The sequence below is a fragment of the Streptomyces panaciradicis genome (assembly GCF_023516615.1).
Taxonomy (GTDB): domain Bacteria; phylum Actinomycetota; class Actinomycetes; order Streptomycetales; family Streptomycetaceae; genus Streptomyces; species Streptomyces panaciradicis.
Genome location: NZ_JAMGBF010000007.1, coordinates 56,498 through 78,733 on the forward strand (window position 1 = coordinate 56,498; position 22,236 = coordinate 78,733).

The window sequence follows — 22,236 nt, forward strand, 5'->3', positions numbered from 1 at the left end:
TTGACTGCTTGCTCACCCGTCGTCGACGCGAGGCAAGCCATTGACTTCTGACCTGCTCGCTCCTCTCGACCTGGCGTTCTGGAACATCGAGTCCGCCGAGCACCCCATGCACCTAGGCGCCCTCGGTGTGTTCTCGGCCCACTCGCCCACCGCCGGCGCCCACGCGGCCGACCTGCTCGCCGCCCGCGCCGCCGCGGTGCCCGGGCTGCGCATGCGGATCCGCGACGTCTGGCAGCCGCTCTCCTTCCGGCCCCTGGCCTTCGGCGGCGCCACCCGCGAGCCGGACCCCGGCTTCGACCCGCTCCACCACGTCCGGCTGCACGCCCCCACCGCCGACTTCCACGCGGACGCCGGCCGGCTCATGGAGCGCCCGCTGGAGCGCGGCCGGCCGCCGTGGGAGGCGCACGTGCTGCCCGGCGAGGACGGCGTGTCCTTCGCCGTGCTGTTCAAGTTCCACCACGCGCTGGCCGACGGGCTGCGCGCGCTGGCCCTCGCCGCCGCCGTCCTGGACCCCATGGACCTGCCCGAGCGCCGGCCCCGGGCCGAGGCGCCGAGCGGCGGCGGTCTGCTGCCCGACGTGCGCCGGCTCCCGGACCTGGTCAGGGGCGCCGTGTCCGACGTGGGCCGGGCCCTGGACATCGGCGCCTCCGTCGCCCTGTCCAGCCTCGCCGCGCGCTCGTCGTCCGCGTTCACCTCCGAGGCCACCGGCACCCGCCGCACCGCCGGCGTCGTCATCGACCTCGACGACGTGCACCGCATCCGCAAGTCGGAGGGCGGCACCGTCAACGACGTCCTCATCGCCGTCGTCGCCGGTGCCCTGCGCCGCTGGCTCGACGAGCGCGGCGACGGCAGCGAGGGCGTGGCGCCGCGCGCCCTGATCCCGGTCTCCAAGCGCCGCCCGCGCACCGCCACCCCACAGGGCAACCGCCTCTCCGGCTACCTGATACGGCTCCCGGTCGACGACCCCGACCCGCTCGGCCGCCTCGGCACGGTCCGTACCGCGATGGACCGCAACAAGAACGCCGGCCCCAACCGGGGCGCGGGCGCCGTCGCCCTGCTCGCCGACCACGTGCCCCCGCTCGCCCACCGGCTCGGCGGCCCGCTGGTCAGCCAGGCGGCCCGGCTCTGGTTCGACATCCTGGTCACCAGCGTGCCCCTGCCCAGCCTCGGCCTGAAGCTCGGCGGCAACCCGGTCACCGAGGTCTACCCGCTGGCCCCGCTGGCCCGCGGCCAGGCCCTCGCTGTCGCCGTCTCCACCTACCGCGGCCAGGTCCACTACGGCCTCGTCGCCGACGCGGAGGCCGTACCGGACCTGGACCGTCTGGCCGCGGCCCTGACCGCGGAGGTGGAGACACTCATCACTGCCTGCGGCTCCTGAGCACCTCACGTTTGGAGGACCGGCCCGGCGCTCCGTAAAATCCATCCCTCGACAGGCGGGTGCGATCGGAGCGCCGCTCGGGTGATCAGGGAAACGGCAGCGCGATGACGGTGACAGAGGAAGGTCCGGCGACCACGGACGAGGTCGTGTACGGACCCGGCATCGACCCGGAACGGCTCGCCGTCTGCCTCGGCGTGCTGGAGGAGCTCGACCGGCTGGACGTCGACCACCCGGACGCGATCGCCGTGCGCCGCGCCACCGCCGGGATCTACCGGACGGTCAAGCAGCGCCGCCGGCAGGAGCGCCGGGCCGCGAAGACCGCCCACGACAAGGCGGTCACGGAGGCCACGGCGACCGGCTCCGCCCAGCGCATCGACGACGAGACCGAGGGCCTGCTGCCGTCCTCGCGGACCGAGGAGGGCCGGGTCGCGGGGATACTCCAGCGCCCGCGCTCCTGCTACACCTGCAAGACCCGGTACGTGGAAGTCGACTACTTCTACCACCAGCTCTGTCCCGAGTGCGCCCGTCTGAACCGCGACAAGCGCGACGCCCGCGCCGACCTCACCGGCAAGCGCGCCCTGCTCACCGGCGGCCGCGCCAAGATCGGCATGTACATCGCGCTCAGGCTGCTGCGCGACGGCGCCCACACCACGATCACCACGCGCTTCCCCAAGGACGCCATCCGCCGCTTCAAGGCGATGGACGACTCCGGCGACTGGATGCACCGCCTGGAGGTCGTCGGCATCGACCTGCGCGACCCGGCGCAGGCCGTCGCGCTCGCCGAGCAGGTCGCCGAGGCCGGCCCGCTGGACATCCTCGTCAACAACGCCACGCAGACCGTGCGCCGCCTGCCCTCCGCCTACGCCGCCCTCGTCGACGGCGAGAGCGCCCCGCTGCCCGCCGGCGAGCTGCCCGCCCACCACGTCATCGGCGCCTTCAACTCCGGAGCGGTCGACGGCCTGGCCGCCCTGCCGCTGGGCACCAGCGGCCTCGACGCCCAGCAGGTCGCCGACCTGGCCCTGGTCGCGGGCAACGCCAGCGTCGCCCGGCACCTCGACGGCACCGCCATCGACGCCGGCGGCCTGGTCCCCGACGTCGTCGACAGCAACACCTGGGTGCAGACCATCGAGCAGATCTCGCCGGTGGAGCTGCTGGAGACCCAGCTGTGCAACTACACCGCGCCGTTCATCCTGATCAGCAGGCTGCGGCCGGCGATGGCCGAGGCCGCGCGCAGGGCGCCCGGCAAGCGGGCCTACGTCGTGAACGTCTCGGCGATGGAGGGTGTCTTCGGCCGCGGCTACAAGGGAGCGGGCCACCCGAACACCAACGCCGCCAAGGCCGCGATGAACATGGTCACGCGGACCAGCGCCCAGGAGATGTTCCAGACCGACGGCATCCTCATGACCTCGGTCGACACCGGCTGGATCACCGACGAGCGTCCCCACTTCGACAAGCTGCGCCTGGCCGAGGAGGGCTTCCACGCCCCGCTCGACCTGGTGGACGGGGCCGCGCGGGTCTACGATCCGATTGTGCGCGGCGAGCAGGGCGAGGACCTGTACGGCGTCTTCCTGAAGGACTACGCGCCCGGGAAGTGGTGATCCGCGGATCGAGCGTGCCGTCCGGCGCCCCACGGGAACCCGGACCCTGGTGAACACCGCGCCAGGGAGTGACCATGAGCAGTCCACACGGTATCGATCCGCGAGCGCGGAACGACCCACGCAACCGCTACCCCACCGACGAGCAGTTCTACGCCAGCGACCGCCCCGAGCACGCGCAGCTGCCGGAGGACCGGCCGCGCGGCGGCGGTGAGACGAGTCCGCTCAAGCACCGCGGCACGTGGGCCACGGTCGCGCTGGTCGCGGGCATCATCCTGCTGATCCTCGTCGGCATCGCACTGTTCCCGTGAGGGAGCCTCCGCCACCGTCATGAGCGAGGTGGTGCGTATGAGCGAAGCATGTCGTGGACGGCGTACTCCCGTGCGGAGTGCGCCGTCCTCACGCGTGTGCCGCCGTCCACCAGCAGATCCGCGCCCGTGATCCACTCGGCCGCGTCGGAGGCCAGCCACACCACGGCCCGCGCGATGTCGTCGGGCTCGCCGATCCGCCCGAGCGGCAGACCGGCGGCCACCCGCGCCTCCTCGGGCTCCCACACGAACCGGGCCATCTCGGTGCGCACCAGCCCGGGGGAGACCGAGTTGACCCGCACCCTCGGCGCGAGCTCGCCCGCGAGCTGCCGGGTCAGGTGCAGCAGGGCGGCCTTGCTGGTGCCGTAGGCGCCGACGTTCGGACCGGCGTGCCCGGCGCCCTCGGTGCAGATGTTGACGACCGAGCCGCCGTGCTCGCGCATCCACGCCCGCCACGCGCCCTGCACCAGCCGCAGCGGCGCCTCGACGTTCACGGCGAACGCGGCCCGCCACGCCTCGGGGTCGGCGTCCATGAGCGGGCCGTAGGGCTGGTTGGTGGCCGCGTTGTTGACCACGACGTCGATCCGCCCGAACGCCCGCAGCACGGAGTCGACGACCTCCCGCAGATGGTCCGGGTCGCCGACGTCGCCGCTGACACCGATCCCGTCCAGCTCGCCCGCCGTGCGCCGCACCTCCCGCGCGTCCCGGGCGGTCACGCACACCTGCGCGCCCGCCGCGGCCAGCCGCCCGGCGACCGCGCGCCCGATGCCCCGGGTCCCGCCGGTCACCACGGCGGCCCGGCCCTTCAGCCCGTCCTGCGGATACGACGACGTCACCGCCGTACCGTCTCATGACGGACCGTCAGTCAACAGCCCCCAGACGGGAGTTGCGGGCTGCGACTAGTTCCAGGACGGTGCGCCAGTCCTCCAGGACGCCGGCGTCGAACCCGGCGGTCCGGCTCTCCTCCTGCGCCAGGACGAGGCGCGTCAGGTCGTCGCCGGCGCTGCCGTCACGGCGGACGAGACGGTGGACGCGCTCGCCGAGCAGGGAACGCACCGCCGCGGCGGCGTGCTCGGACCGGCGGGTCTCGTCGCCGGGGCACAGCAGCCGGCCGATGTCGTGCACCAGCCCCGCCACCTGGAGCTCCTTGTCGGCGGGGCGGCTGCGGCGCAGCAGCGCGGCGGTGCGCAGCGCGTGCTGACTGCGGCAGGCGTACAGCAGATCCATCAGCTCCTCGACACTGCGCAGCTCCATGCGTCGGTCCTCCCGCCGGACAGGCCGTTGCCGTCCGTCAGCAGATCATGGCCGTGTTTCGATTCGGCCAACGGGACTTGAACTGCGTCGCCCCTTCAGTGCTGTGCGTGCGGGTCGTGGTGGGCGTGCCCGGCGTGCTCCTGGCCCTCCTCGGACGGTGCCCCGCCCATCATGCGCAGCATCGCCGGGCCGCCCGTGCGCCAGAACCGCCACACCAGCACCGCGGCGAGCAGCAGGAAGGCGATGTTGAGCCAGGTGGTGTAGTTCCACGAGACGCCCTCGTCGGGGATCGTGGCCGCGCTCTGGTCGGGGATGAGCCCGAGGCCGCCGAAGACCAGCTCCACCGCGTATCCCGCGAGGACCATCGCGCCGTAGAAGGTGGCCAGCAGGAAGCCGGTCATCCGCGGGCCGTAGTACTTCCGGTAGATGTTCAGGATCGGCAGGATCAGCAGGTCCGCGAAGATGAACGCGATCACGCCGCCGAAGCTGATGCCGCCCTTCCACAGCACCACCGCCAGCGGCACGTTCCCGATGGAGCAGACGAACGAGGCGATCGCCACCAGGGGGCCGATCAGCGGGCCGACCAGCTTCGCGGCCAGCGGATGGCCCTCCAGGAAGAGGGACTGCCAGAAGGAGTCGGGCACCCAGGCGGCGATCGCGCCCGCGATCAGCAGCCCGACCACCAGGTCGCGCAGGATCGCCGCCCACTCCATGACGAACACGTGGGAGACGGAGGTGAAGCCGTCGCGGGACAGGAGCCGCCGGGCGAACGATCCCTCGCCGCCGACCGACATGTCCATCGCGGCATGGCCCTCCATGGAACCGGCGAGCCCCCGCCCGGCCTGTTCGCGGGCCTCGCGCAGCAGACGCTCGCGCAGGAAGATCCGGAACATCACCGCGAGCACCACGATCATGATCGGGCCGCCGGTGAACTCCGCGAGCGTGAACTGCCAGCCCATCAACAGGGCGAGGATCACGCCCAGTTCGACGACCAGGTTGGTGGAGGCGATCTCGAAGGCCATGGCGGCCGTGAAGTTCGCGCCCTTGCGGAACAGCGAGCGGGCCAGCGCCACGGCCGCGTAGGAGCAGGACGAGGAGGCGGCGCCGAGGCCGGCCGCGAGGGTGAGGGTGCGGGGCCGGTCGTCGCCGAGCAGGCGTACGACGGTGGACCTGCGGACCACCGCCTGCACGACGGCGGACAGTGCGAAGCCCAGCACCAGGGCCCAGGTGATCTCCCAGGTCATCGATCCGGTGATGGAGAGCGCGTGGAGGATCGCGTCCATGGGGGTGGGGTCCTTCCGGTCCGTCCGGTGTGACACGTCTCCGCCGCACTGTACCCCCTAGGGGTATACGTACCGTGTGCCGGTCACCGCCGAGAAGCAGTGCACGGCATCGGTGCGGAGCGCCACGCGCACGGGTTCCCCCCTGGAGTGCGTGGCACGCCCGGGAAGCCGGACGACGAGGTCGCCGAGCCGGGGGGCCCAGGGCGCGGACGTGTGGAGGTGGACGACGGCGCCGGTGTCCTCGACCGCGTCCACCACCAGGTCCAGCCCTGGCGTCGTCCGGTCCTGCGGGGCGAGGACGTCGAACCCCTCGGGCCGGACGCCGAGCACGACCTCGTCGGCGCCCTCGGCCGCGGCGGCCCGCAGGACGGAGCGGGGCAGTGGCACGTCCAGGCCGCCGAGCGACACGCCGTCCGGGGACGGTCGCAGGCGGAACAGGTTCATCGCAGGCGAGCCGACGAACCCGGCCACGAACGTGTTGGCCGGCCGCGCGAACACCTCGCGCGGCCGCCCCACTTGCTGCAGCACCCCGTCCCTGAGCACGGCGAGGCGGTCGCCCATGGCCATCGCCTCGGTCTGATCGTGCGTGACATACACCGTGGTGATGCCCAAATGGTGCTGCGTCCGGACGATCCGCCCCCGGGTCTCCACCCGCAGCCGGGCGTCGAGGTTCGACAGAGGCTCGTCCATCAGGCAGACCCGCGGATCCCGCACCAGCGTCCGCCCGGTCGCCACCCGCTGCCGTTCGCCGCCCGACAGCGTGCGCGGCCCGCGCCGCAGGTACCGCTCGACGTCCAGCAGGGACGCGGCGAAGCGCACCCGGCCGCGGGCGTGCTGCCGGGGCATGCCGGCGATCCGCAGCGGGAAGCCCATGTTGTCGGCAGCCGACAAATGCGGGTACAGCGAGTAGTTCTGGAACACCATCGCGACGTCCCGCTCACGGGGCGGAAGATGGGTGACGTCACGGACGCCGATGTGGATCGATCCCGCGTCGACGTCCTCCAGGCCGGCGAGCAGCCGCAGACAGGTGGACTTTCCGCACCCGGAAGGTCCGAGCAGCACCATGAACTCACCGTCCTCGATCTCGAGGTCGAGCGAGTCGACGGCCGGCCGGCCGCCCGACGCGAAGCGCCGGGTGACCTTGTCGAAGGTGACGGACGCCATGACATCCCCCTGACGGACAGGTCCTCGAACCCAGAGTGGAACGGGTGTTGCCCGTTCGGCACGCCTATGGTCCGAAAGAGTGACGCATGAGGGGAATGAAACAGGATGAATTACAACAGTAACCCCAAGTTTTCAGCCCCATAGAGCAGGGTGCCGCTCATTTGGTTAATCTGGTCCGGACGGACAGCACCACAGGGTCCCACCCACACCCACGTCCGTCCCGGGGCAAGCCGTTCACCACGGCCTGCTCGTACGCGAGTTACCGGCGCCACCGCGTCCGAACTGCTTTCGACTCACACCCGAGCGGGCGTCAGGTGCCGGACCACACAGTGGCCGGTATGCCCCGAGGGTGACCCGACACATAAGGAGTGCGCGGTGACACCGGAGAAGACGAATCGCGATCAACGCCCCAAGGAACGCTCCGAGCGCGCCGGCCGCAGGCCCGGCGAGCTCGGCAGCCTGGACGTGTGGGCCCGGTCCGCCCCGATCCGCCTGGCGGGTTACGAGGACGACCTCGCCGAACCCCACATCCTGCCCAGCGTCGACTGAACCCTCGGCAGGATCTTCGCGATCGCCGACCGCGGGGGCGTACGCCACGCTCACGCCCCCACGGAACACAGCAGCCGCGGCCCACACCGGCCGCGGCTCTGTCTGTCGCGGCCACGAGTCTGCCGCGGCTCTGTCTGTCGCGGTCACGCACCGGCCGCGCTAGTCCTTGCGGCCGGTGACGGCCACCGTCACGCCCAGGGCGATCATGGTGAGGCCGCCGGTCCCGCCCACCATCGACAGCCTGCGCGGGGAGTGGGCGAACCAGGCGCGGGCGGTGGAGGCGGCCAGGCCCCACACGCTGTCGGAGGCCAGCGCGATGGCGTTGAAGACCAGGCCCAGCAGCAGCATCTGCAGCGTGACGTGCCCCCGGTCGCGGTCGACGAACTGGGGGAGGACGGCCGCGAAGAACACGATCGTCTTGGGGTTGGTCACGCCGACGGCGAAGCCCTCCCAGAACGTGCGCAGCCCGCTGTGCACCTCCCCGCCGCCCGCGAACGCCGCCCGCAGCGAACCGCGGGTGCGCCACGCCCGGACGCCGAGGTACACCAGGTAGGCGGCGCCGGCCAGCTTGAGCGCGGTGAAGACCAGGACGGAGCGTTCCACCACGGAACCGATGCCGACCGCCACGGCCACCACGAGCAGATAGGCGCCGAGCGTGTTGCCCACCACGGTGGTCAGCGCGGCCCGGCGCCCCTGGGCGAGCGCCCGTCCGACGACGAACAGGACGCTGGGGCCCGGGATCACGATCAGCAGCAGGGACAGCGCCGCGAAGGCGAGCAGTCGGTCGGTGGACATCATGCTCTTCATGCAAGCACGGCGAGGTGCCCGTCCTCAGCCCTATTTTCCGCGGGCCCTCAGTCCAGCGGCGCCGTGCGCTGCCACGGATGCAGCTCCTCCAGCTGCCGCGCCACCTCCAGCAGCACCGCCTCCGAGCCCGGGCGGCCCACCAGCTGGACGGCCGTGGGCGCGCCGGAGGGCAGGGTGCCGAAGGGGACGGACATCGCCGGCCAGCCGGTCAGGTTCCAGGGCGGGGTGAGGGGCGAGTAGTTGGTGTTGGCGAGGACGTTGGCGAGCCAGCCCCGCTCGTGCCAGGCCACCGACTTCGGGGAGCGGCGGGCCAGCGCGGGGGTGAGCAGCACGTCGTACTCGGCGAAGAACGGCTCCATCCGGCGGCGCAGCCGCTCCCGGCTCTCGCCGGCGCGGACGCGGCCGACGAAGCGGCGGCCGACCGCGGCGTGCATCCGCGTGCGCCGGGTCAGCAGGCGCCGGTCGAGGTCCTGGGCGTCCACCGCCGTGCCCGCCGTCCAGTGGGTGAGGGAGGTCGTGCTCAGCGAGAGCGGGTAGGGCGGGTCGGCGCGGCGGACCTGGTGGCCCGCCTTGATCAGGACGCCGGCGGCGTCGCGGGCCGCGGTCGTCCAGGGCCGGGTGACGGTGACACCGGCCAGGGGGCTGCGCAGGGAGACGGCGATCCTGCGCATGGCCGGCTCGGACGGGCGTACCGCCTCGGGGTCCGTGTCCGCGAGCACCGCCAGCATCAGGCGGGTGTCCTCGACCGTCGTGGCGAGCGGCCCGTTCTCCGACATGCCGAACCAGTCGCCATCGCTGATGCCCGCCGGGACGACCCCGTGGCCCGGCTTGATGGTGATGAGACCGCAGTTGGCGGCCGGGATGCGCAGGGAGCCCATCCCGTCGTTGCCGAGTGCGAGCGGCGCGAACCCGGCGGCCACCGCGGCACCGCTGCCCCCCGAGGAGCCGCCCGCCGTCCGGGTGAGGTCCCACGGGTTGCGGGCGGTGCCGTGCACACCCTCGGTGGTGCCGAAGACACACAGCTCGGGCACGTTTGTCAGGCCCACGACCACCGCGCCGGCCGCGCGCAGCCGGGCCACGGTGACATGGTCCTCGGCGGCGGGCTCCTCCGGCGTCGCGGCCGAGCCGACGCGGTTGGACTCGCCCCGCACGGCGAGGTTGTCCTTGACCGCGACCGGCACGCCGGCCAGCGGCAGCTCGGCCAGGTCGGGACGCGAGGCCACCTCGTCGGCCTCGGCCAGGGCCGCCTCGGCCCGGACGACCCGGAACGCTCCGACGCGGCCGTCCAGCCGCTCGATCCGGGCGAGGTGCTCGGCCACCACGTCCCGCGGTGTGGCGCGCTTCTCGCGTACGGCGGCGGCGATCTCGGCGGCGGTCCGGCCGACCCAGCTGGTCACGTGCGCTCCTCGGGGTGCGGTACACAGGGCTCGTACTCGTCCGTACTCGTCAGTACGGAGAGCACTCTGCCCCGGAGCCCGGCCTCCCGTCGAGAGCACCGGCTCTTGGACATCGGGTGACCGGCGCCACATCCCGCCCGACGAGTGCGATGTGTCCGTCCGGGACGGCTGGTTCTACCACCCGGAGCAAGTCCCCACGTGGGCGGAGGAGTTGACCGGCGCCTCACGACGCCCTGCCGGGCTGCTCGAGGCGCCGGTGCGGGCCCGCCGCCGGCGGCTGCGGGGTCGTTCGTGGGTCTGACGGTGGGCGCGCCGTCAGGCGTGGGTCCGGCGGTGCTTGCGTACCCGCCAGACGATGAGGGCGGCGAGCGCCAGCACGGCCGTCACCAGCGCGACGGATCGCCCGACCAGGGTCTCCGCGCGCTGGTAGGCGGCCCCGGCGGCGTAGCCCAGTACGGCGTTGCCGACAGCCCAGATCACCCCGCCGAGCGCGTTGTAGAGCAGGAAGCGGCGGTACGGCATGGCCGAGGCGCCCGCCATGGCCGGGACGAAGGAGCGGAACAGGGCGATGAAGCGGCCGATGAACACCGCCGCGGGTCCGTGCCGGCGCAGCAGTTCGCGGGACTTCTCCACCCGCTCCGCCTTCCGGCGCAGCGCACGGCTGCCCAGCAGCCGCGGTCCCGCACGGCGCCCGATCTCGTAGCCGACGCCGTCACCGACGATCGCGGCGACGCTGACGACGACCGACAGCCACACCAGGTCGACGACGCCCTGCCGGGCCAGCACGCCGCCGACGATCACCGCCGTCTCGCCGGGCAGCACGAACCCGAAGAACAGCGCGTCCTCGGCGAAGACCATGGCCGAGACCACCGCGTACACCACGGGCGCGGACAGATCGTCGAGCCAGTGGAGGAGCGTGCCCATCCGCCGACTCCCTTCCCGGCCGCCGCCCGGTGACGTTCACCGGTGGCGCACCGACGAGTACCCCGCGCTAGCGCCGGGCGGCGTCCACGGCCGGCCGGCACCGCAGGATGTTGATCGCGGTCATGGTCAGAACGGTGTCGCCGCGCTGGTCGAAGACCTCGATCGCGGTGCGTACGATCCCGCGGTCCGGCTTCGAGCGCGACGGACGTGCCTCCTTCACCGTGGTCCGCAAGGACAGCGTGTCACCGGGGCGGACCGGCCGCACCCAGCGCAGCTCGTCGATGCCGGGGGAGGCCAGACTCGCCACGGCGCTCACGTAGTGGTCGGCGTACAGCCGCATCATGATCCCGCAGGTGTGCCAGCCGCTGGCCATCAGCCCGCCGAAGGGGCCCTCGGCGGCGGCCCGCGGGTCGGTGTGGATGCTCTGCGGGTCGAACTCGCCGGCGAAGCGGAGGATCTCCTCCTCGGTGACGGTGATGCTGCCGTACGCGTAGACCTCGCCCGGGACGTAGTCCTCGAACCAGCGGTCCTCGACCGGGGTGGCGAAGTCGGCGTCGCCGAGCGCGGTGGTGGCGGCTTCCATGAACGTCACGATAGTGGCCCGCCCGCGAAACCGACCGCGACGTCCGGCCGTTGGCGCGGGCGGCAGGGGCCGCGTACGGCATACCCCGCGCGGTCGCGTCAGGCGTCCCGCGCCGCGCCCGTGCTGTCGCGCACGATCACCCGCGGTACCGGTACCCGCACGGTCCGGGCCGGGCCCCCGTCCACCAGCGCGGTCAGCTCCCGGGCCGCGGTGCGCCCGAACTCCACGCTGTCCCGGGACAGGGCCGACAGCCACGGCTTGACCATGCGGCACAGCGCCGAGTCCTCCCAGGCGACCACCGAGACGTCGGCCGGGACGGAGAAGCCCAGTTCGGCGGCGGTGGCGACACCGGCCACGGCCATCACGTCGTTGTCGTAGATCAGGGCCGTCGGGGGAGCGGGGCGCTCCAGGACCCGGCGGGTGACGGCCGCGCCCTCCGCGTCCGAGTAGTCCGTGGTCACCGACTCCACCTCGGTCAGGCCCCGCCGTCCGGCCTCCGCGCGCAGGGTGCGCACCCGGCGCTCGGTGTGGGCCAGGCCCGGCAGACCGGCGATGTGCACGATCCGGCGGTGGCCGAGCGCGTACAGCTCGTCCACGACCGAGGCCATCGCGCCCGCGTCGTCCGCCCACACGGTCGAGATGCCGGGATGGCGTTCGTCCGGCGCGCCGCCGATCACCACGGCGGGCAGGCCGAGTTCGTCGAGGAGGCCGGGGCGCGGGTCGTCGGTGCGCGGGTCGACGACGAGGACGCCGTCGACCCGGTGCTCGGCCCACCAGCGCCGGTACACCGCGCACTCGTCGGTCACGTCCTCCACCACCTGGAAGAGCAGGCCGAGATGGCGTTCGGCCAGCACCTCCTGGATGCCCGAGACCAGCTGGAGGAAGAACGAGTCCACGCCGAGCGTGTCCGCGGGCCGGGCGAGCACGAAGCCGACCGTCGCCGCGCCCTCCCCGGACAGCTGGCGCGCCGCCGTGCTCGGCCGCCAGCCCAGCTGCTCGGCGACCCGGCGCACGCGCTCGCGGGTCCCCTCGGACACCCCCGGCCGGCCGTTGAGCGCGAAGGACACCGCGCTCTGGGAGACCCCGGCGTGCCGTGCGATGTCCTTCATCGTGGGCCGGGGCGCGGGTGACCGCTTGCCTGACACGGTGATTCCCCATTCGTCCGACGGATTCCGGGAGACTATGCACTAATGCGCTTCAGCTGCAAGAACCTAATGCGCTTTAGCGACTAAAGAGATTAGCTCCGCCGATGCCATTGACGGGCCGGTGCGACGGCGTGCAGGGTCTCGGTCGTTGGCCAACCCCACTGCACCAGATCCGCTGCACAAGGAGGCCGTTCAGCCGTGCCCATCTCCCGCAGAACCCTCGCCGCCGCCGCTGCCCTCTGTCTCGCCCTGCCGCTGAGCGCGTGCGGCTCCGGCGGCGACGGCGGCGGCTCCACCGACGCCTCCGGCAAGGTCGAGGGCGACATCACCTTCCAGACCTGGAACCTGCGCGCCAATTTCAAGGACTACTTCGAGGGCGTCATCGCCGACTTCGAGAAGAAGTACCCGGACACCCACGTGAAGTGGGTCGATCAGCCCGCCGAGGGCTACGCCGACAAGATCAGCGCGGACGCGGCGGGCGGCACCCTGCCCGACGTCGTCAACGTCTCGCCCGACCTCGTCGCGCCGCTCGCCAAGGCCGGTCTCGCCCTCGACCTCGACAAGGCGGCGGCGAAGTACAAGAAGGAGTACCTCGCGGGCGCCTGGGCCAGCCATCGGATACCGGGCATGACGGGCACGTACGCCTTCCCCTGGTACCTCAACACCGGCCCGCTGTTCTACAACAAGTCCCTCTTCAAGAAGGCCGGACTCGACCCCGAGACCCCGCCGAAGACGTACGACGACCTCTTCGCCGACGCCCTCGAACTCGCCGAGAAGAGCGACGGCAAGGTGGCGACCCTCGCCAACGTCCCGACGATCGAGGACTTCGGCCGCTACGGCGTCGAGCTCATGAACAAGCAGGGCACCGCCTTCACCTTCAACGACGCCAAGGGCGTCCAGATGCTCGCGAAGTACAAGGAGCTGTACGACGCGAAGGCCCTGGACCCGCAGGCGCTGACCGCCACCCCGGAGTCCTCCGGACGCAAGTTCCTCACCGAGGCCGTCGCCATGAACCCCGGCAGCGCCCTCGACCTCGGCAACTTCAAGAAGCAGGCGCCGAACCTGTACAAGAACATCGGCATCACCGACCAGATCACCAGCACCGGCCACGTCAACATGTACGTCATGGGCGTGATGGTCAACTCCAAGACCAGGCACACCCCGGCCGCCGTCGCCTTCGCGCACTTCGTCACCGACGCCGAGCACCAGATGTCCTTCGCGAAGAAGGTCGCCATCTTCCCGAGCACCGCCGGCTCGCTCGACGACCCGTACTTCACCAAGGAGGACGGCACCGACGAGACGCGCGTGCGCATCGCCGCCGCCAAGTCCCTGAAGAACGCGGTCAACTACACCCCGGTGCTGTTCAGCGAGCAGATGAAGACCGCGCTGCGCAACGAGGTGGCCAAGGCACTGCAGGGCAAGGAGAGCCCCAAGGCGGCTCTCGACAACGCTGTCAAGCAGTGCAACACGCTTCTCCAGCAGCAGGGATAGCGTCCGATGGCCCTGTCCACCGCCCCCCGGGCGCAGCGCGTACGGCGTCAACTACCGTTCAGCCCGTGGCTGTTCGCAGCGCCCGGGCTGCTGGTCACCGGCGTGTTCATCCTGTACCCGTTCGTCTCCACGCTGGTCAACTCGCTCACCGACCGCCGCACCCTGATCCCGGGGAAGTTCGTCGGGCTCGCCAACTTCCGCGAGCTGCTGCACGACGACATGTTCTGGATCGGCCTGCGCAACAGCACGCTCTATGTGCTGGGGGTCGTCCCCGCGCTCGTCGTCCTGCCGCTGCTGCTCGCGCTGCTGGTCCAGAAGAACATCCCCGGCATCACCTTCTTCCGGTCCGCCTTCTACACCCCGGTCGTCGCCTCGATCGTCGTCGTCGGACTGATCTGGGTGTGGCTGCTGGACGAACGCGGCCTGATCAACTCGCTGCTGGAGAGCGTCGGGGTCGGCCGGGTCGGCTTCCTCAGCGACCAGTGGCTGCTCCTGCTGAGCGCCATGGCCGTCACGGTCTGGAAGGGCCTCGGCTACTACATGATCATCTATCTGGCGGCGCTGGCGAACGTCCCGCGCGAACTCCACGAGGCCGCCGCCGTCGACGGCGCGGGCGCGGTGCGCCGCTTCCTCACCGTCACCGTGCCCGCCGTCCGCTCCACCATGGTCCTGGTCGGCGCGCTGTCCTCGGTCGCCGCCTTCAAGGTCTTCTCCGAGGTGTACCTGATGGCGGGACCCAGCGGCGGACCGGCCGGCGAGGACACCACCCTCGTCATGCTGGTCCAGCGCACCGGCACCGGCCTGACCGGGCGCGTCGGCTACGCCTCGGCCATCTCCGTGGTCGTCTTCGTCGTCACCGTCGCCCTGATGCTGCTCGTGCTGCGCGCCGACCGGAGGGACGAGACATGAGCGTCCTGGAGAAGGCACGTCCGCGCACCGAGCAGCCGGCGGCGCGCGAACCCCGCGTCACCGACGAGCACGGACGCCGCGTGCGGGTGTGGGAACTGGTCCTGCGCTACACGCTGTTGCTCGCCGTCCTGGCCCTGACCGTCGGCCCGTTCCTGTGGCAGCTGTCGACCTCCCTGAAGGGGCCGACGGAGGACATCTTCAGCTCCCCGCCCAAGTTCCTGCCGGGCCACCCGACCCTGCACAACTACGCACGCGTCGCCGACACCATCCCGGTCTGGGACTACGCCCTGAACTCGCTGAAGGTCGCCGCCGCCAACGTCGTGACGAACTGCGTCGGTTCGGCCCTCGCCGGCTACGCGCTCGCCCGGCTGCGCTACCGGGGGCGCCGCGTCGCCACGCTCGTCTTCATCCTCGCGATGCTCGTGCCCGTCGAGGGCATCATCATCGCCCAGTTCACCACCATGCGGGAGCTGGGCCTGAACAACACCCTCGTCGGGGTCGTCCTGCCGGGCTGCATCGGCGCCATGAACGTGCTGCTGATGCGCAACGCCTTCCTCAACCTGCCCTACGAGATCGAGGAGGCCGCCTACGTCGACGGCGCCAACGTCTGGCAGCGGTTCCTGCGCATCGCGCTGCCGTCGGTCCGGGGAACCGTCGCGGTCGTCGCCATCTTCGCCTTCATGGGCGCCTGGGACGACTTCCTGTGGCCGCTGATCGTGCTGAGCGACCCCTCCAGGTTCACCCTGACCATCGGCCTCAACTATCTGCACGGCACCTTCGCCAACGACGAACGGCTCGTCGCCGCCGGCACGGTCATCGCCGTGGCACCGCTGATCGCCCTGTTCGCCTGTCTGCAGCGGTACTTCTTCCGCGGGGTGGGCGAGGGCGCCGTGAAGGGCTGAAACACCCCCCGACCCGCCCCCGCAAGGACACCGCATGCCTCCTGCCGTGCGCTTCGGCGTCAACTACACCCCCAGCGAAGGGTGGTTCCACCACTGGCTCGACTTCGACCCCGACTCCGTACGCGCCGACCTCGACTCGATCGCCGCACTGGGCCTGGACCACATCCGCGTCTTCCCGCTGTGGCCGTACTTCCAGCCCAACCGGACGCTGATCCGCGGACGGGCCGTCGAGCAGCTCGTGCAGCTCGTGGACGCGGCCGCCGAGCGCGGACTGGACGTCAACGTGGACGGACTGCAAGGGCACTTGAGCAGCTTCGACTACCTGCCCGCGTGGACGCGCACCTGGCACCGGCGCAACCTCTTCACCGACCCGGACGTCCTCGACGGCCAGGCCGAGTACCTGCGCACCCTCGCCGCCGCGCTCGCCGACCGGCCGGGCTTCCTCGGCATGACCCTCGGCAACGAGGTCAACCAGTTCTCCGCCGGCCCGCACCCCGACCCCGACCGGGCGACCGAGGCCGAGATCGACGCCTGGCTGGAGCGCATGCTGGCCGCCTGCGAGAAGGGCGCCCCCGGCAGGCTCCACCTGCACGCCGAGTACGACGCCACCTGGTACCAGGACGACATGCCGTTCACCCCGGCCCAGGCCGCCCGGCACGGGGCGCTGACGGCCGTGCACTCCTGGGTCTTCAACGGCACCGCCCAGCGCCACGGCCGGTCCGCCGTCCCCACCGAGCACCACGCCGCCTACCTCGTCGAACTCTCCAAGGCCTGGGCCGGCGACCCGCACCGCCCGGTCTGGCTGCAGGAGGTCGGCGCACCGGCCCCGCTGATCCCGCCCGTGCACGCCGCCGCCTTCACCGAGGCGACCGTCGCGAACGCCCTGGACTGCCCCGACCTGTGGGGCATCACCTGGTGGTGCTCCCACGACGTGTCCCGGCAGCTCGCCGACTTCCCCGAACTCGAATACGGGCTCGGCCTGCTGACCAACGACCGGCGCCCGAAGGACACGGCGCGGGTGCTGGCCGCGGCGGCCTCCCGCGAGCACCCGGCGCCCGCGCCCCGGACCACCGCGCTCGTGGTCCCCGCCGAGCCCGCCTCGCGCTCCCGCTGTGCCCCCGGCGGCCCGGTCTTCGACGCCTTCTTCCGGCTCACCGCCGACGGCGCCCGGCCCACGACCGTCCTCGACACCCGCGCGGACGACGGCGAGCACCTCGCCGCGCGCGGCATCACCGAAGTCGTCACTCCCGAACAGGTACTCCCCACCCCACAAGGAGGCACCAGCTCGTGAACCCCACCAGACGCACCGTCCTGCTCGCCGGCGCCGGCGCCGCGGCGGCCCTGCTGCCCCCGCTGCCCGCCGCCGCGGCCCCGAGGACCACCGCCGCGGCGACCCCGCCGTACGCCTCGTACTGGTACCCCGACTCCCTGCCCTCCGGTTCGCCGGGCACCGGCATCACCTGGCGCAGCCTGAAGTCCTGGACGGCCGCCGGCGACCCGGACCTCGCCTTCAACGCCGCCGCCGTCCCGCTCGCACCCCGTTTCACCCCGACCCCGGCGAACACGACCGCCCGCTCGGGCCAGGCCCGCGTCCAGTCGCTGGTGTCCTTCGGGCCGACGTCCGCCAACCCCTCGCAGGGCTCGGCCACCGCCGACACTTACGCCCTCACACACTGGGCCTACCTCGACGAGCTGGTGTTCTGGGGCGGCTCCTCCGGCGAGGGGCTGATCCTCGCCCCGAACGCGCCGATCGTCGACGCCGCCCACCGCCACGGCGTCCCCGTGCTCGGCAACGTCTTCCTGCCGCCCGTCGCCTACGGCGGACAGCTGCAGTGGACCCGGGACCTGGTGCAGAAGGACGCCGCCGGACACTGTCCGCTCGCCGCGCAACTGGTGGCCGTGGCCGCCGCGTACGGCTTCGACGGCTGGTTCGTGAACGCCGAGACGGGCGGCGGCAACACGGCGCTGGGCGCCGACATGCTCGGCTTCGTCAAGGAGCTCAAGGCCCTGGCGAAGGCCCGCGGGCAGCGGGTGACCTGGTACGACGCCATGACCGTGAACGGCGCGGTGAGCTGGCAGGGGGCGCTGAACAGCCAGAACCAGGCGTTCTTCCAGGCCGCCGACGACATGTTCGTCGACTTCCGCTGGAGCGCGGGCAGCCTCGCCTCCTCCGGACAGAAGGCCGAGCAACTGGGCCGCAGCCGCTACGAGTTGTGGGCGGGCGTCGATGTCGAGTCGAACGGGTCGGACACGTCCGTGAACTGGGACGCGATCGTGCCCGGCGGCAAGGCGCACATCACCTCCCTCGGCTTCTACCGGCCCGAGTGGACCCGCAACCACCTGCCGGCCTCGCGCACCCCGGGCGACTTCCACGCCGCCGACGACCGCTTCTGGACCGGGCGTTCACTGGACCCGTCGCGGCCCGACACCGCCGACCCCTGGCGGGCGCCCGCGGTGTCGGTCGCGGACCGGTCGACGGTGAGCGGGATGCCCTTCGCGAGCACCTTCAACACCGGGCACGGGCTGCGCTGGTACGAGGAGGGGGCCGTCACCTCGGACACGCCGTGGAACCACCTCGGCCTCCAGGACCGGCTGCCGTCACGGCGGTGGGTGGTGCGGACGGCCGGGGCCCGGCCGGCGGTGTCGTTCGACTTCGCGGACGCGTGGCGGGGCGGCAGCAGCGTGCTCGTCGACGGCGAACTGGACGCTCCGACGGTGGTCGAGCTGTACGCGACACGGCTGCCGGCCGGTGCCGACACGGTCGTGGAGCTGACGCACCGCACGGACGCCGGGGCTGTGAACGTCGAGCTCGCGGTCGCCCTGGCGGAACCGGACGCACCGGGTGCGACACCGCCGTACACGTATCTGCCCGTGAACTCGGTCGACGGCTGGCAGACGGTGACCGTCCCGCTCACGGGGCTGTCGGGGACGGTCCACTCGATCGCCGTACGGCTCACCGCGACCGCCGGTCCGGTCAGGTGGCGGCTCGGCGGTCTCACGGTCCGCGACGCCGTCGTCACTCCCGCCGCCCCCTCCGGCCTGCGCGTCACGGCGGCCTCCGGCGGCGACCTGCGCCTCGCCTGGACCGCCGCGCCCGGCGACGTACGCCACTACACCCTGCACCGCCTCCTGGCCGACGGCACCCGCCGCTTCCTCGGCGCGACCTGCCAGCGCGCGTACTTCCTCACCGGTCTGCGGCCCGAACAGGGCGAGCAGGCAGCGCGGTTGGAGCTGCGTGCCGTGGGGGAGCTCTACACCTCGTCGGCCCCCGTCACCGTGACCCACACCTGGTGACCACCCTCACCGGGAACCCTCCACACCTGGTTCCACCCGCACCGGGAACCACCCGCACCTTGTGATCACCCGTCACCGGAACACCTACGGAGCACCCGCATGCATGACGACCGCACCCTGGTCGAAGCCCGCCTCAAGCGCGTCCTCGACGAGCGCCTCCGCCCCGCCGTGTACCCCGAGTCCGTGCCGCTGGAGGTCGCGGTGTGGAACGCGCCCGGTGAGCCGGTGCCGGTCGCCGAGGGGCTGGCCGCCGAGCCCGAGCCGATCGCGGTGGGCGCCCGCTGGGGTGCCCCGTGGGGGACCAGCTGGTTCCGGGTCACCGGGACGGTGCCCGAGGCGTGGGCCGGGAAGACCGTCGAGGCGATCCTCGACCTCGGCTTCGACGAGAACATGCCCGGCTTCCAGTGCGAGGGCCTGGTCTACCGGCCCGACGGCACCCCGGTGAAGGGCCTCAACCCGCGCAACCAGTGGGTGCGGATCGGCGCCCCCGTCGAAGGCGGCGAGGAGGTGCGCCTGCACGTCGAGGCCGCCTCCAACCCTGTCATCCTCGACTACCACCCCTTCCTGCCGACCCGGTTGGGCGACAAGGAGACCGCCGGCAGCGCCCCCCAGTACCTCCTCACCCGCATGGACCTCGCCGTCTTCGACGAGACCGTGTGGCAGCTGGTCATCGACCTGGAGGTGCTCGGCGAGCTCATGGCCGAGCTGCCGGTGGAGTCGGCCCGGCGCTGGGACGTCCTGCGGGCGGTGGAGCGCGCGCTGGACGCGATCGACCTGCAGGACGTCAACGCCACCGCGGCGGCGGCCCGTTCGCGGCTGGCCGAGGTGCTGGCGACCCCCGCCGCTCCTTCCGCCCACCGCATCAGCGCGGTCGGCCACGCGCACATCGACTCGGCGTGGCTGTGGCCGCTGCGCGAGACGGTCCGCAAGGTCGCCCGCACCACCTCCAACATGACCGCGCTCCTCGACGACGAGCCCGACTTCGTCTTCGCCATGTCCCAGGCCCAGCAGTGGGCGTGGGTGAAGGAGCACCGGCCCGAGGTGTGGGCGCGGGTGAAGGAGGCCGTGGCCGACGGCCGGTTCGTGCCGGCCGGCGGCATGTGGGTGGAGTCGGACACCAACATGCCGGGCTCGGAGGCGATGGCCCGTCAGTTCGTGCACGGCAAGCGGTTTTTCCTCGACGAGTTCGGCATCGAGAACGAGGAGGCCTGGCTGCCCGACACCTTCGGCTTCGCGGCCGGACTGCCGCAGATCATCAAGGCGGCCGGGTCGAAGTGGCTGCTGACCCAGAAGATCTCCTGGTCGCAGACGAACAAGTTCCCGCACCACACCTTCCGCTGGGAAGGCATCGACGGCACCCGGATCTTCACCCACTTCCCGCCGGTCGACACCTACAACTGCTCCATGAAGGGCTCCGAACTCGCCCACGCCGCCCGTAACTTCAAGGACAAGGGCGTCGCCCGTCACTCGCTCGCCCCGACCGGCTGGGGCGACGGGGGCGGTGGCACCACCCGCGAGATGGTCGCCAAGGCGGCCCGCGTGCGCGACCTGGAGGGCTCGGCGACCGTCGCCTGGGAGACGCCGCGGGACTTCTTCGAGAAGGCCGAGGCCGAGTACCCCGAACCGCCCGTCTGGGTCGGCGAGCTCTACCTGGAGCTCCACCGCGCCACGCTCACCAGCCAGGCGAAGACCAAGCAGGGCAACCGCCGCAGCGAACACCTCCTGCGCGAGGCCGAACTGTGGGCGGCCACGGCCGCCGTCCGCACCGGGTTCCCCTACCCGTACGAGGAGCTGGACCGGATCTGGAAGACGGTGCTGCTGCACCAGTTCCACGACATCCTGCCCGGGTCGTCCATCGCCTGGGTGCACCGGGAGGCGAGGGCGACGTACGAACGCGTCGCCGCCGAACTGAACGCCGTCATCGACGCCGCCCAACGCGCCCTCGCCGGCGAGGGGTCGACGCCGCTCGTCTTCAACGCCGCGCCGCACACCCGCGCCGGCGTCCCCGCGGGCGGCGCGGGCACGGCGCTGCCCCAGGGCGCGACCCGCCTCGCGCCCCGGCCCGGCGGCGGGCACGTCCTCGACAACGGTCTGCTGCGGGTGGAGATCGACGCCCGGGGCCTGGTCGTGTCCGCCCACGACATCGCGGCCGACCGCGAGACGATCGCCCCCGGCCGCCCCGCCAACCTCCTGCAGCTCCACCCCGACTTCCCGAACATGTGGGACGCCTGGGACGTCGACGAGTTCTACCGCAACACGGTCACCGACCTCACCGACGCCGACGAGGTGAGCCCCGGCGCGGACGGTATGTCGGTGCGGGTCGTGCGAACCTTCGGCGCGTCGCGGGTCACGCAGGTGCTGTCGCTGCCGCCCGGCGAGCGGCGGCTGGTGCTGGACACGGAGGTGGACTGGCACGAGACGGAGAAGTTCCTCAAACTCGCCTTCCCGCTCGACGTGCACGCCGAACGGTACGCGTCGGAGACCCAGTTCGGTCACTTCCACCGCCCCACGCACACCAACACCTCCTGGGAGGCGGCCAAGTTCGAGGCCTGCAACCACCGCTTCGTCCATCTGGAGGAGCCCGGCTGGGGTGTCGCCGTCGTCAACGACTCGACCTACGGCCACGACGTGACCCGTACCGTGCGCACGGACGGCGACCGCGGCACGACGACCACGGTCCGCGTGTCCCTGCTGCGGGCTCCGCGCTTCCCCGACCCCGAGACCGACCAGGGGGTGCACCGCTTCCGGCACGCGCTGGTGGTCGGGGCGGGCATCGGGGACGCGGTCCGCGAGGGCTGGCGCATCAACGTCCCGGAGCGGCGGATCGAGGGCGCGTGCGAGGTCGCGCCGCTGGTGACGGTCGATCAGGAGGCGGTGGTGCTCACCGCCGTCAAGCTCGCCGACGACGGCAGCGGGGACGTGGTGGTGCGCTTCCACGAGGCCCACGGCGGACGCGCCCGGGCCGTGCTGACCGCCGGGTTCGAGGTCGCCGACGTCACGGTGACCGACCTCCTGGAACGGCCGTCGGCGGACGGCGCCGCGGTGGAACGCGACGGCGCGCGCGTCGCCGTACGCCTGCGTCCCTTCGAGCTGGTGACGCTGCGGATGCGGAGGGTGTAGGCAGACACCGACCGGACGGACCGTCCTCCTCAGGCGGGTCCTCGGCTCCTGTCGGCCCGTGCGCCGTAGTGGCCCAGGAACATGTCGACCCCGCCCGTGACACCCGGCATCACCTGCGGCTTTCCGCGGGGTA

At 72.3% G+C, this 22,236-nt stretch carries 19 protein-coding genes; 10 read left to right on the forward strand and 9 right to left on the reverse strand.

The annotated features are described in order from the left end of the window. Positions 1-40: 40 nt before the first annotated feature. From M8J74_RS03455 to M8J74_RS03465, 3 genes are all read left to right on the forward strand, one after another. Positions 41-1,378, forward strand: a complete 1,338-nt coding sequence (locus M8J74_RS03455) for a wax ester/triacylglycerol synthase family O-acyltransferase (RefSeq protein ID WP_249834991.1) — start codon at positions 41-43, stop codon at positions 1,376-1,378. 104 nt (positions 1,379-1,482) lie between these two features. Continuing rightward, complete coding sequence (locus M8J74_RS03460; protein WP_249834992.1) at positions 1,483-2,976, forward strand: SDR family NAD(P)-dependent oxidoreductase; 1,494 nt, start codon at positions 1,483-1,485, stop codon at positions 2,974-2,976. A 74-nt stretch (positions 2,977-3,050) separates the two neighbouring features. Then, on the forward strand, positions 3,051-3,284 hold the full coding sequence (locus M8J74_RS03465) for a hypothetical protein (RefSeq protein ID WP_249834993.1): 234 nt from the start codon (positions 3,051-3,053) through the stop codon (positions 3,282-3,284). Between the two features lie 17 nt (positions 3,285-3,301). Here M8J74_RS03465 and M8J74_RS03470 read toward each other — a convergent pair whose 3' ends face one another. From M8J74_RS03470 to M8J74_RS03485, 4 genes are all read right to left on the reverse strand, one after another. Continuing rightward, on the reverse strand, positions 3,302-4,117 hold the full coding sequence (locus tag M8J74_RS03470) for an SDR family oxidoreductase (protein ID WP_249834994.1): 816 nt from the start codon (positions 4,115-4,117) through the stop codon (positions 3,302-3,304). A gap of 25 nt (positions 4,118-4,142) precedes the next feature. Then, positions 4,143-4,535, reverse strand: coding sequence for an inositol oxygenase (locus tag M8J74_RS03475; protein ID WP_249834995.1), 393 nt, complete (start codon positions 4,533-4,535; stop codon positions 4,143-4,145). A gap of 95 nt (positions 4,536-4,630) precedes the next feature. Beyond that, complete coding sequence (locus M8J74_RS03480) at positions 4,631-5,818, reverse strand: permease (protein WP_249834996.1); 1,188 nt, start codon at positions 5,816-5,818, stop codon at positions 4,631-4,633. Between the two features lie 57 nt (positions 5,819-5,875). Next, entirely contained in the window at positions 5,876-6,982 is a 1,107-nt protein-coding gene (locus tag M8J74_RS03485) for an ABC transporter ATP-binding protein (protein ID WP_249834997.1), read from the reverse strand. Positions 6,983-7,357: 375 nt separating this feature from the next. On the opposite strand from M8J74_RS03485, the gene M8J74_RS03490 reads away from it, so the two are divergent. Beyond that, a complete protein-coding gene (locus M8J74_RS03490; RefSeq protein ID WP_249834998.1) occupies positions 7,358-7,531 on the forward strand; it encodes a hypothetical protein in 174 nt (57 codons plus the stop codon). Positions 7,532-7,690: 159 nt separating this feature from the next. Here the strand turns inward: M8J74_RS03490 and M8J74_RS03495 are convergent, their stop codons facing one another. From M8J74_RS03495 to M8J74_RS03515, 5 genes are all read right to left on the reverse strand, one after another. Then, positions 7,691-8,329 carry a LysE family translocator gene (locus tag M8J74_RS03495; RefSeq protein ID WP_249835041.1) on the reverse strand — a complete coding sequence of 213 codons (639 nt, stop codon included), beginning with the start codon at positions 8,327-8,329 and terminating at the stop codon, positions 7,691-7,693. A 56-nt stretch (positions 8,330-8,385) separates the two neighbouring features. Continuing rightward, positions 8,386-9,735 carry an amidase gene (locus tag M8J74_RS03500; RefSeq protein ID WP_249834999.1) on the reverse strand — a complete coding sequence of 450 codons (1,350 nt, stop codon included), beginning with the start codon at positions 9,733-9,735 and terminating at the stop codon, positions 8,386-8,388. A 315-nt stretch (positions 9,736-10,050) separates the two neighbouring features. Then, on the reverse strand, positions 10,051-10,659 hold the full coding sequence (locus M8J74_RS03505; RefSeq protein WP_249835000.1) for a DedA family protein: 609 nt from the start codon (positions 10,657-10,659) through the stop codon (positions 10,051-10,053). A 67-nt stretch (positions 10,660-10,726) separates the two neighbouring features. Continuing rightward, positions 10,727-11,242: a MaoC family dehydratase gene (locus M8J74_RS03510; RefSeq protein WP_249835001.1), complete on the reverse strand. Its 516-nt coding sequence runs from the start codon at positions 11,240-11,242 to the stop codon at positions 10,727-10,729. Between the two features lie 98 nt (positions 11,243-11,340). After that, a complete protein-coding gene (locus tag M8J74_RS03515; RefSeq protein ID WP_249835042.1) occupies positions 11,341-12,351 on the reverse strand; it encodes a LacI family DNA-binding transcriptional regulator in 1,011 nt (336 codons plus the stop codon). Between the two features lie 234 nt (positions 12,352-12,585). Here M8J74_RS03515 and M8J74_RS03520 point away from each other — a divergent pair, with 234 nt between their 5' ends. The 6 genes from M8J74_RS03520 to M8J74_RS03545 all read left to right on the forward strand — a co-directional run bounded on the left by M8J74_RS03520 (position 12,586) and on the right by M8J74_RS03545 (position 22,103). Beyond that, positions 12,586-13,878 (forward strand): ABC transporter substrate-binding protein, encoded by a 1,293-nt coding sequence (locus M8J74_RS03520; protein ID WP_249835002.1) that lies wholly within the window; start codon positions 12,586-12,588, stop codon positions 13,876-13,878. Positions 13,879-13,884: 6 nt separating this feature from the next. Beyond that, complete coding sequence (locus M8J74_RS03525) at positions 13,885-14,787, forward strand: carbohydrate ABC transporter permease (RefSeq protein WP_249835003.1); 903 nt, start codon at positions 13,885-13,887, stop codon at positions 14,785-14,787. Then, positions 14,784-15,689, forward strand: coding sequence for a carbohydrate ABC transporter permease (locus M8J74_RS03530; protein WP_249835004.1), 906 nt, complete (start codon positions 14,784-14,786; stop codon positions 15,687-15,689). The genes M8J74_RS03525 and M8J74_RS03530 overlap by 4 nt, the downstream gene beginning before the upstream one ends. Positions 15,690-15,723: 34 nt before the next feature. Next, the gene (locus M8J74_RS03535; RefSeq protein WP_249835005.1) at positions 15,724-16,980 is read left to right on the forward strand and encodes a glycoside hydrolase 5 family protein; all 1,257 of its coding nucleotides are present in this window, start codon (positions 15,724-15,726) and stop codon (positions 16,978-16,980) included. Beyond that, complete coding sequence (locus M8J74_RS03540) at positions 16,977-18,983, forward strand: endo-beta-N-acetylglucosaminidase (RefSeq protein WP_249835006.1); 2,007 nt, start codon at positions 16,977-16,979, stop codon at positions 18,981-18,983. The genes M8J74_RS03535 and M8J74_RS03540 overlap by 4 nt, the downstream gene beginning before the upstream one ends. A 99-nt stretch (positions 18,984-19,082) precedes the next feature. Beyond that, the gene (locus M8J74_RS03545; RefSeq protein ID WP_249835007.1) at positions 19,083-22,103 is read left to right on the forward strand and encodes an alpha-mannosidase; all 3,021 of its coding nucleotides are present in this window, start codon (positions 19,083-19,085) and stop codon (positions 22,101-22,103) included. Positions 22,104-22,236: the final 133 nt, after the last annotated feature.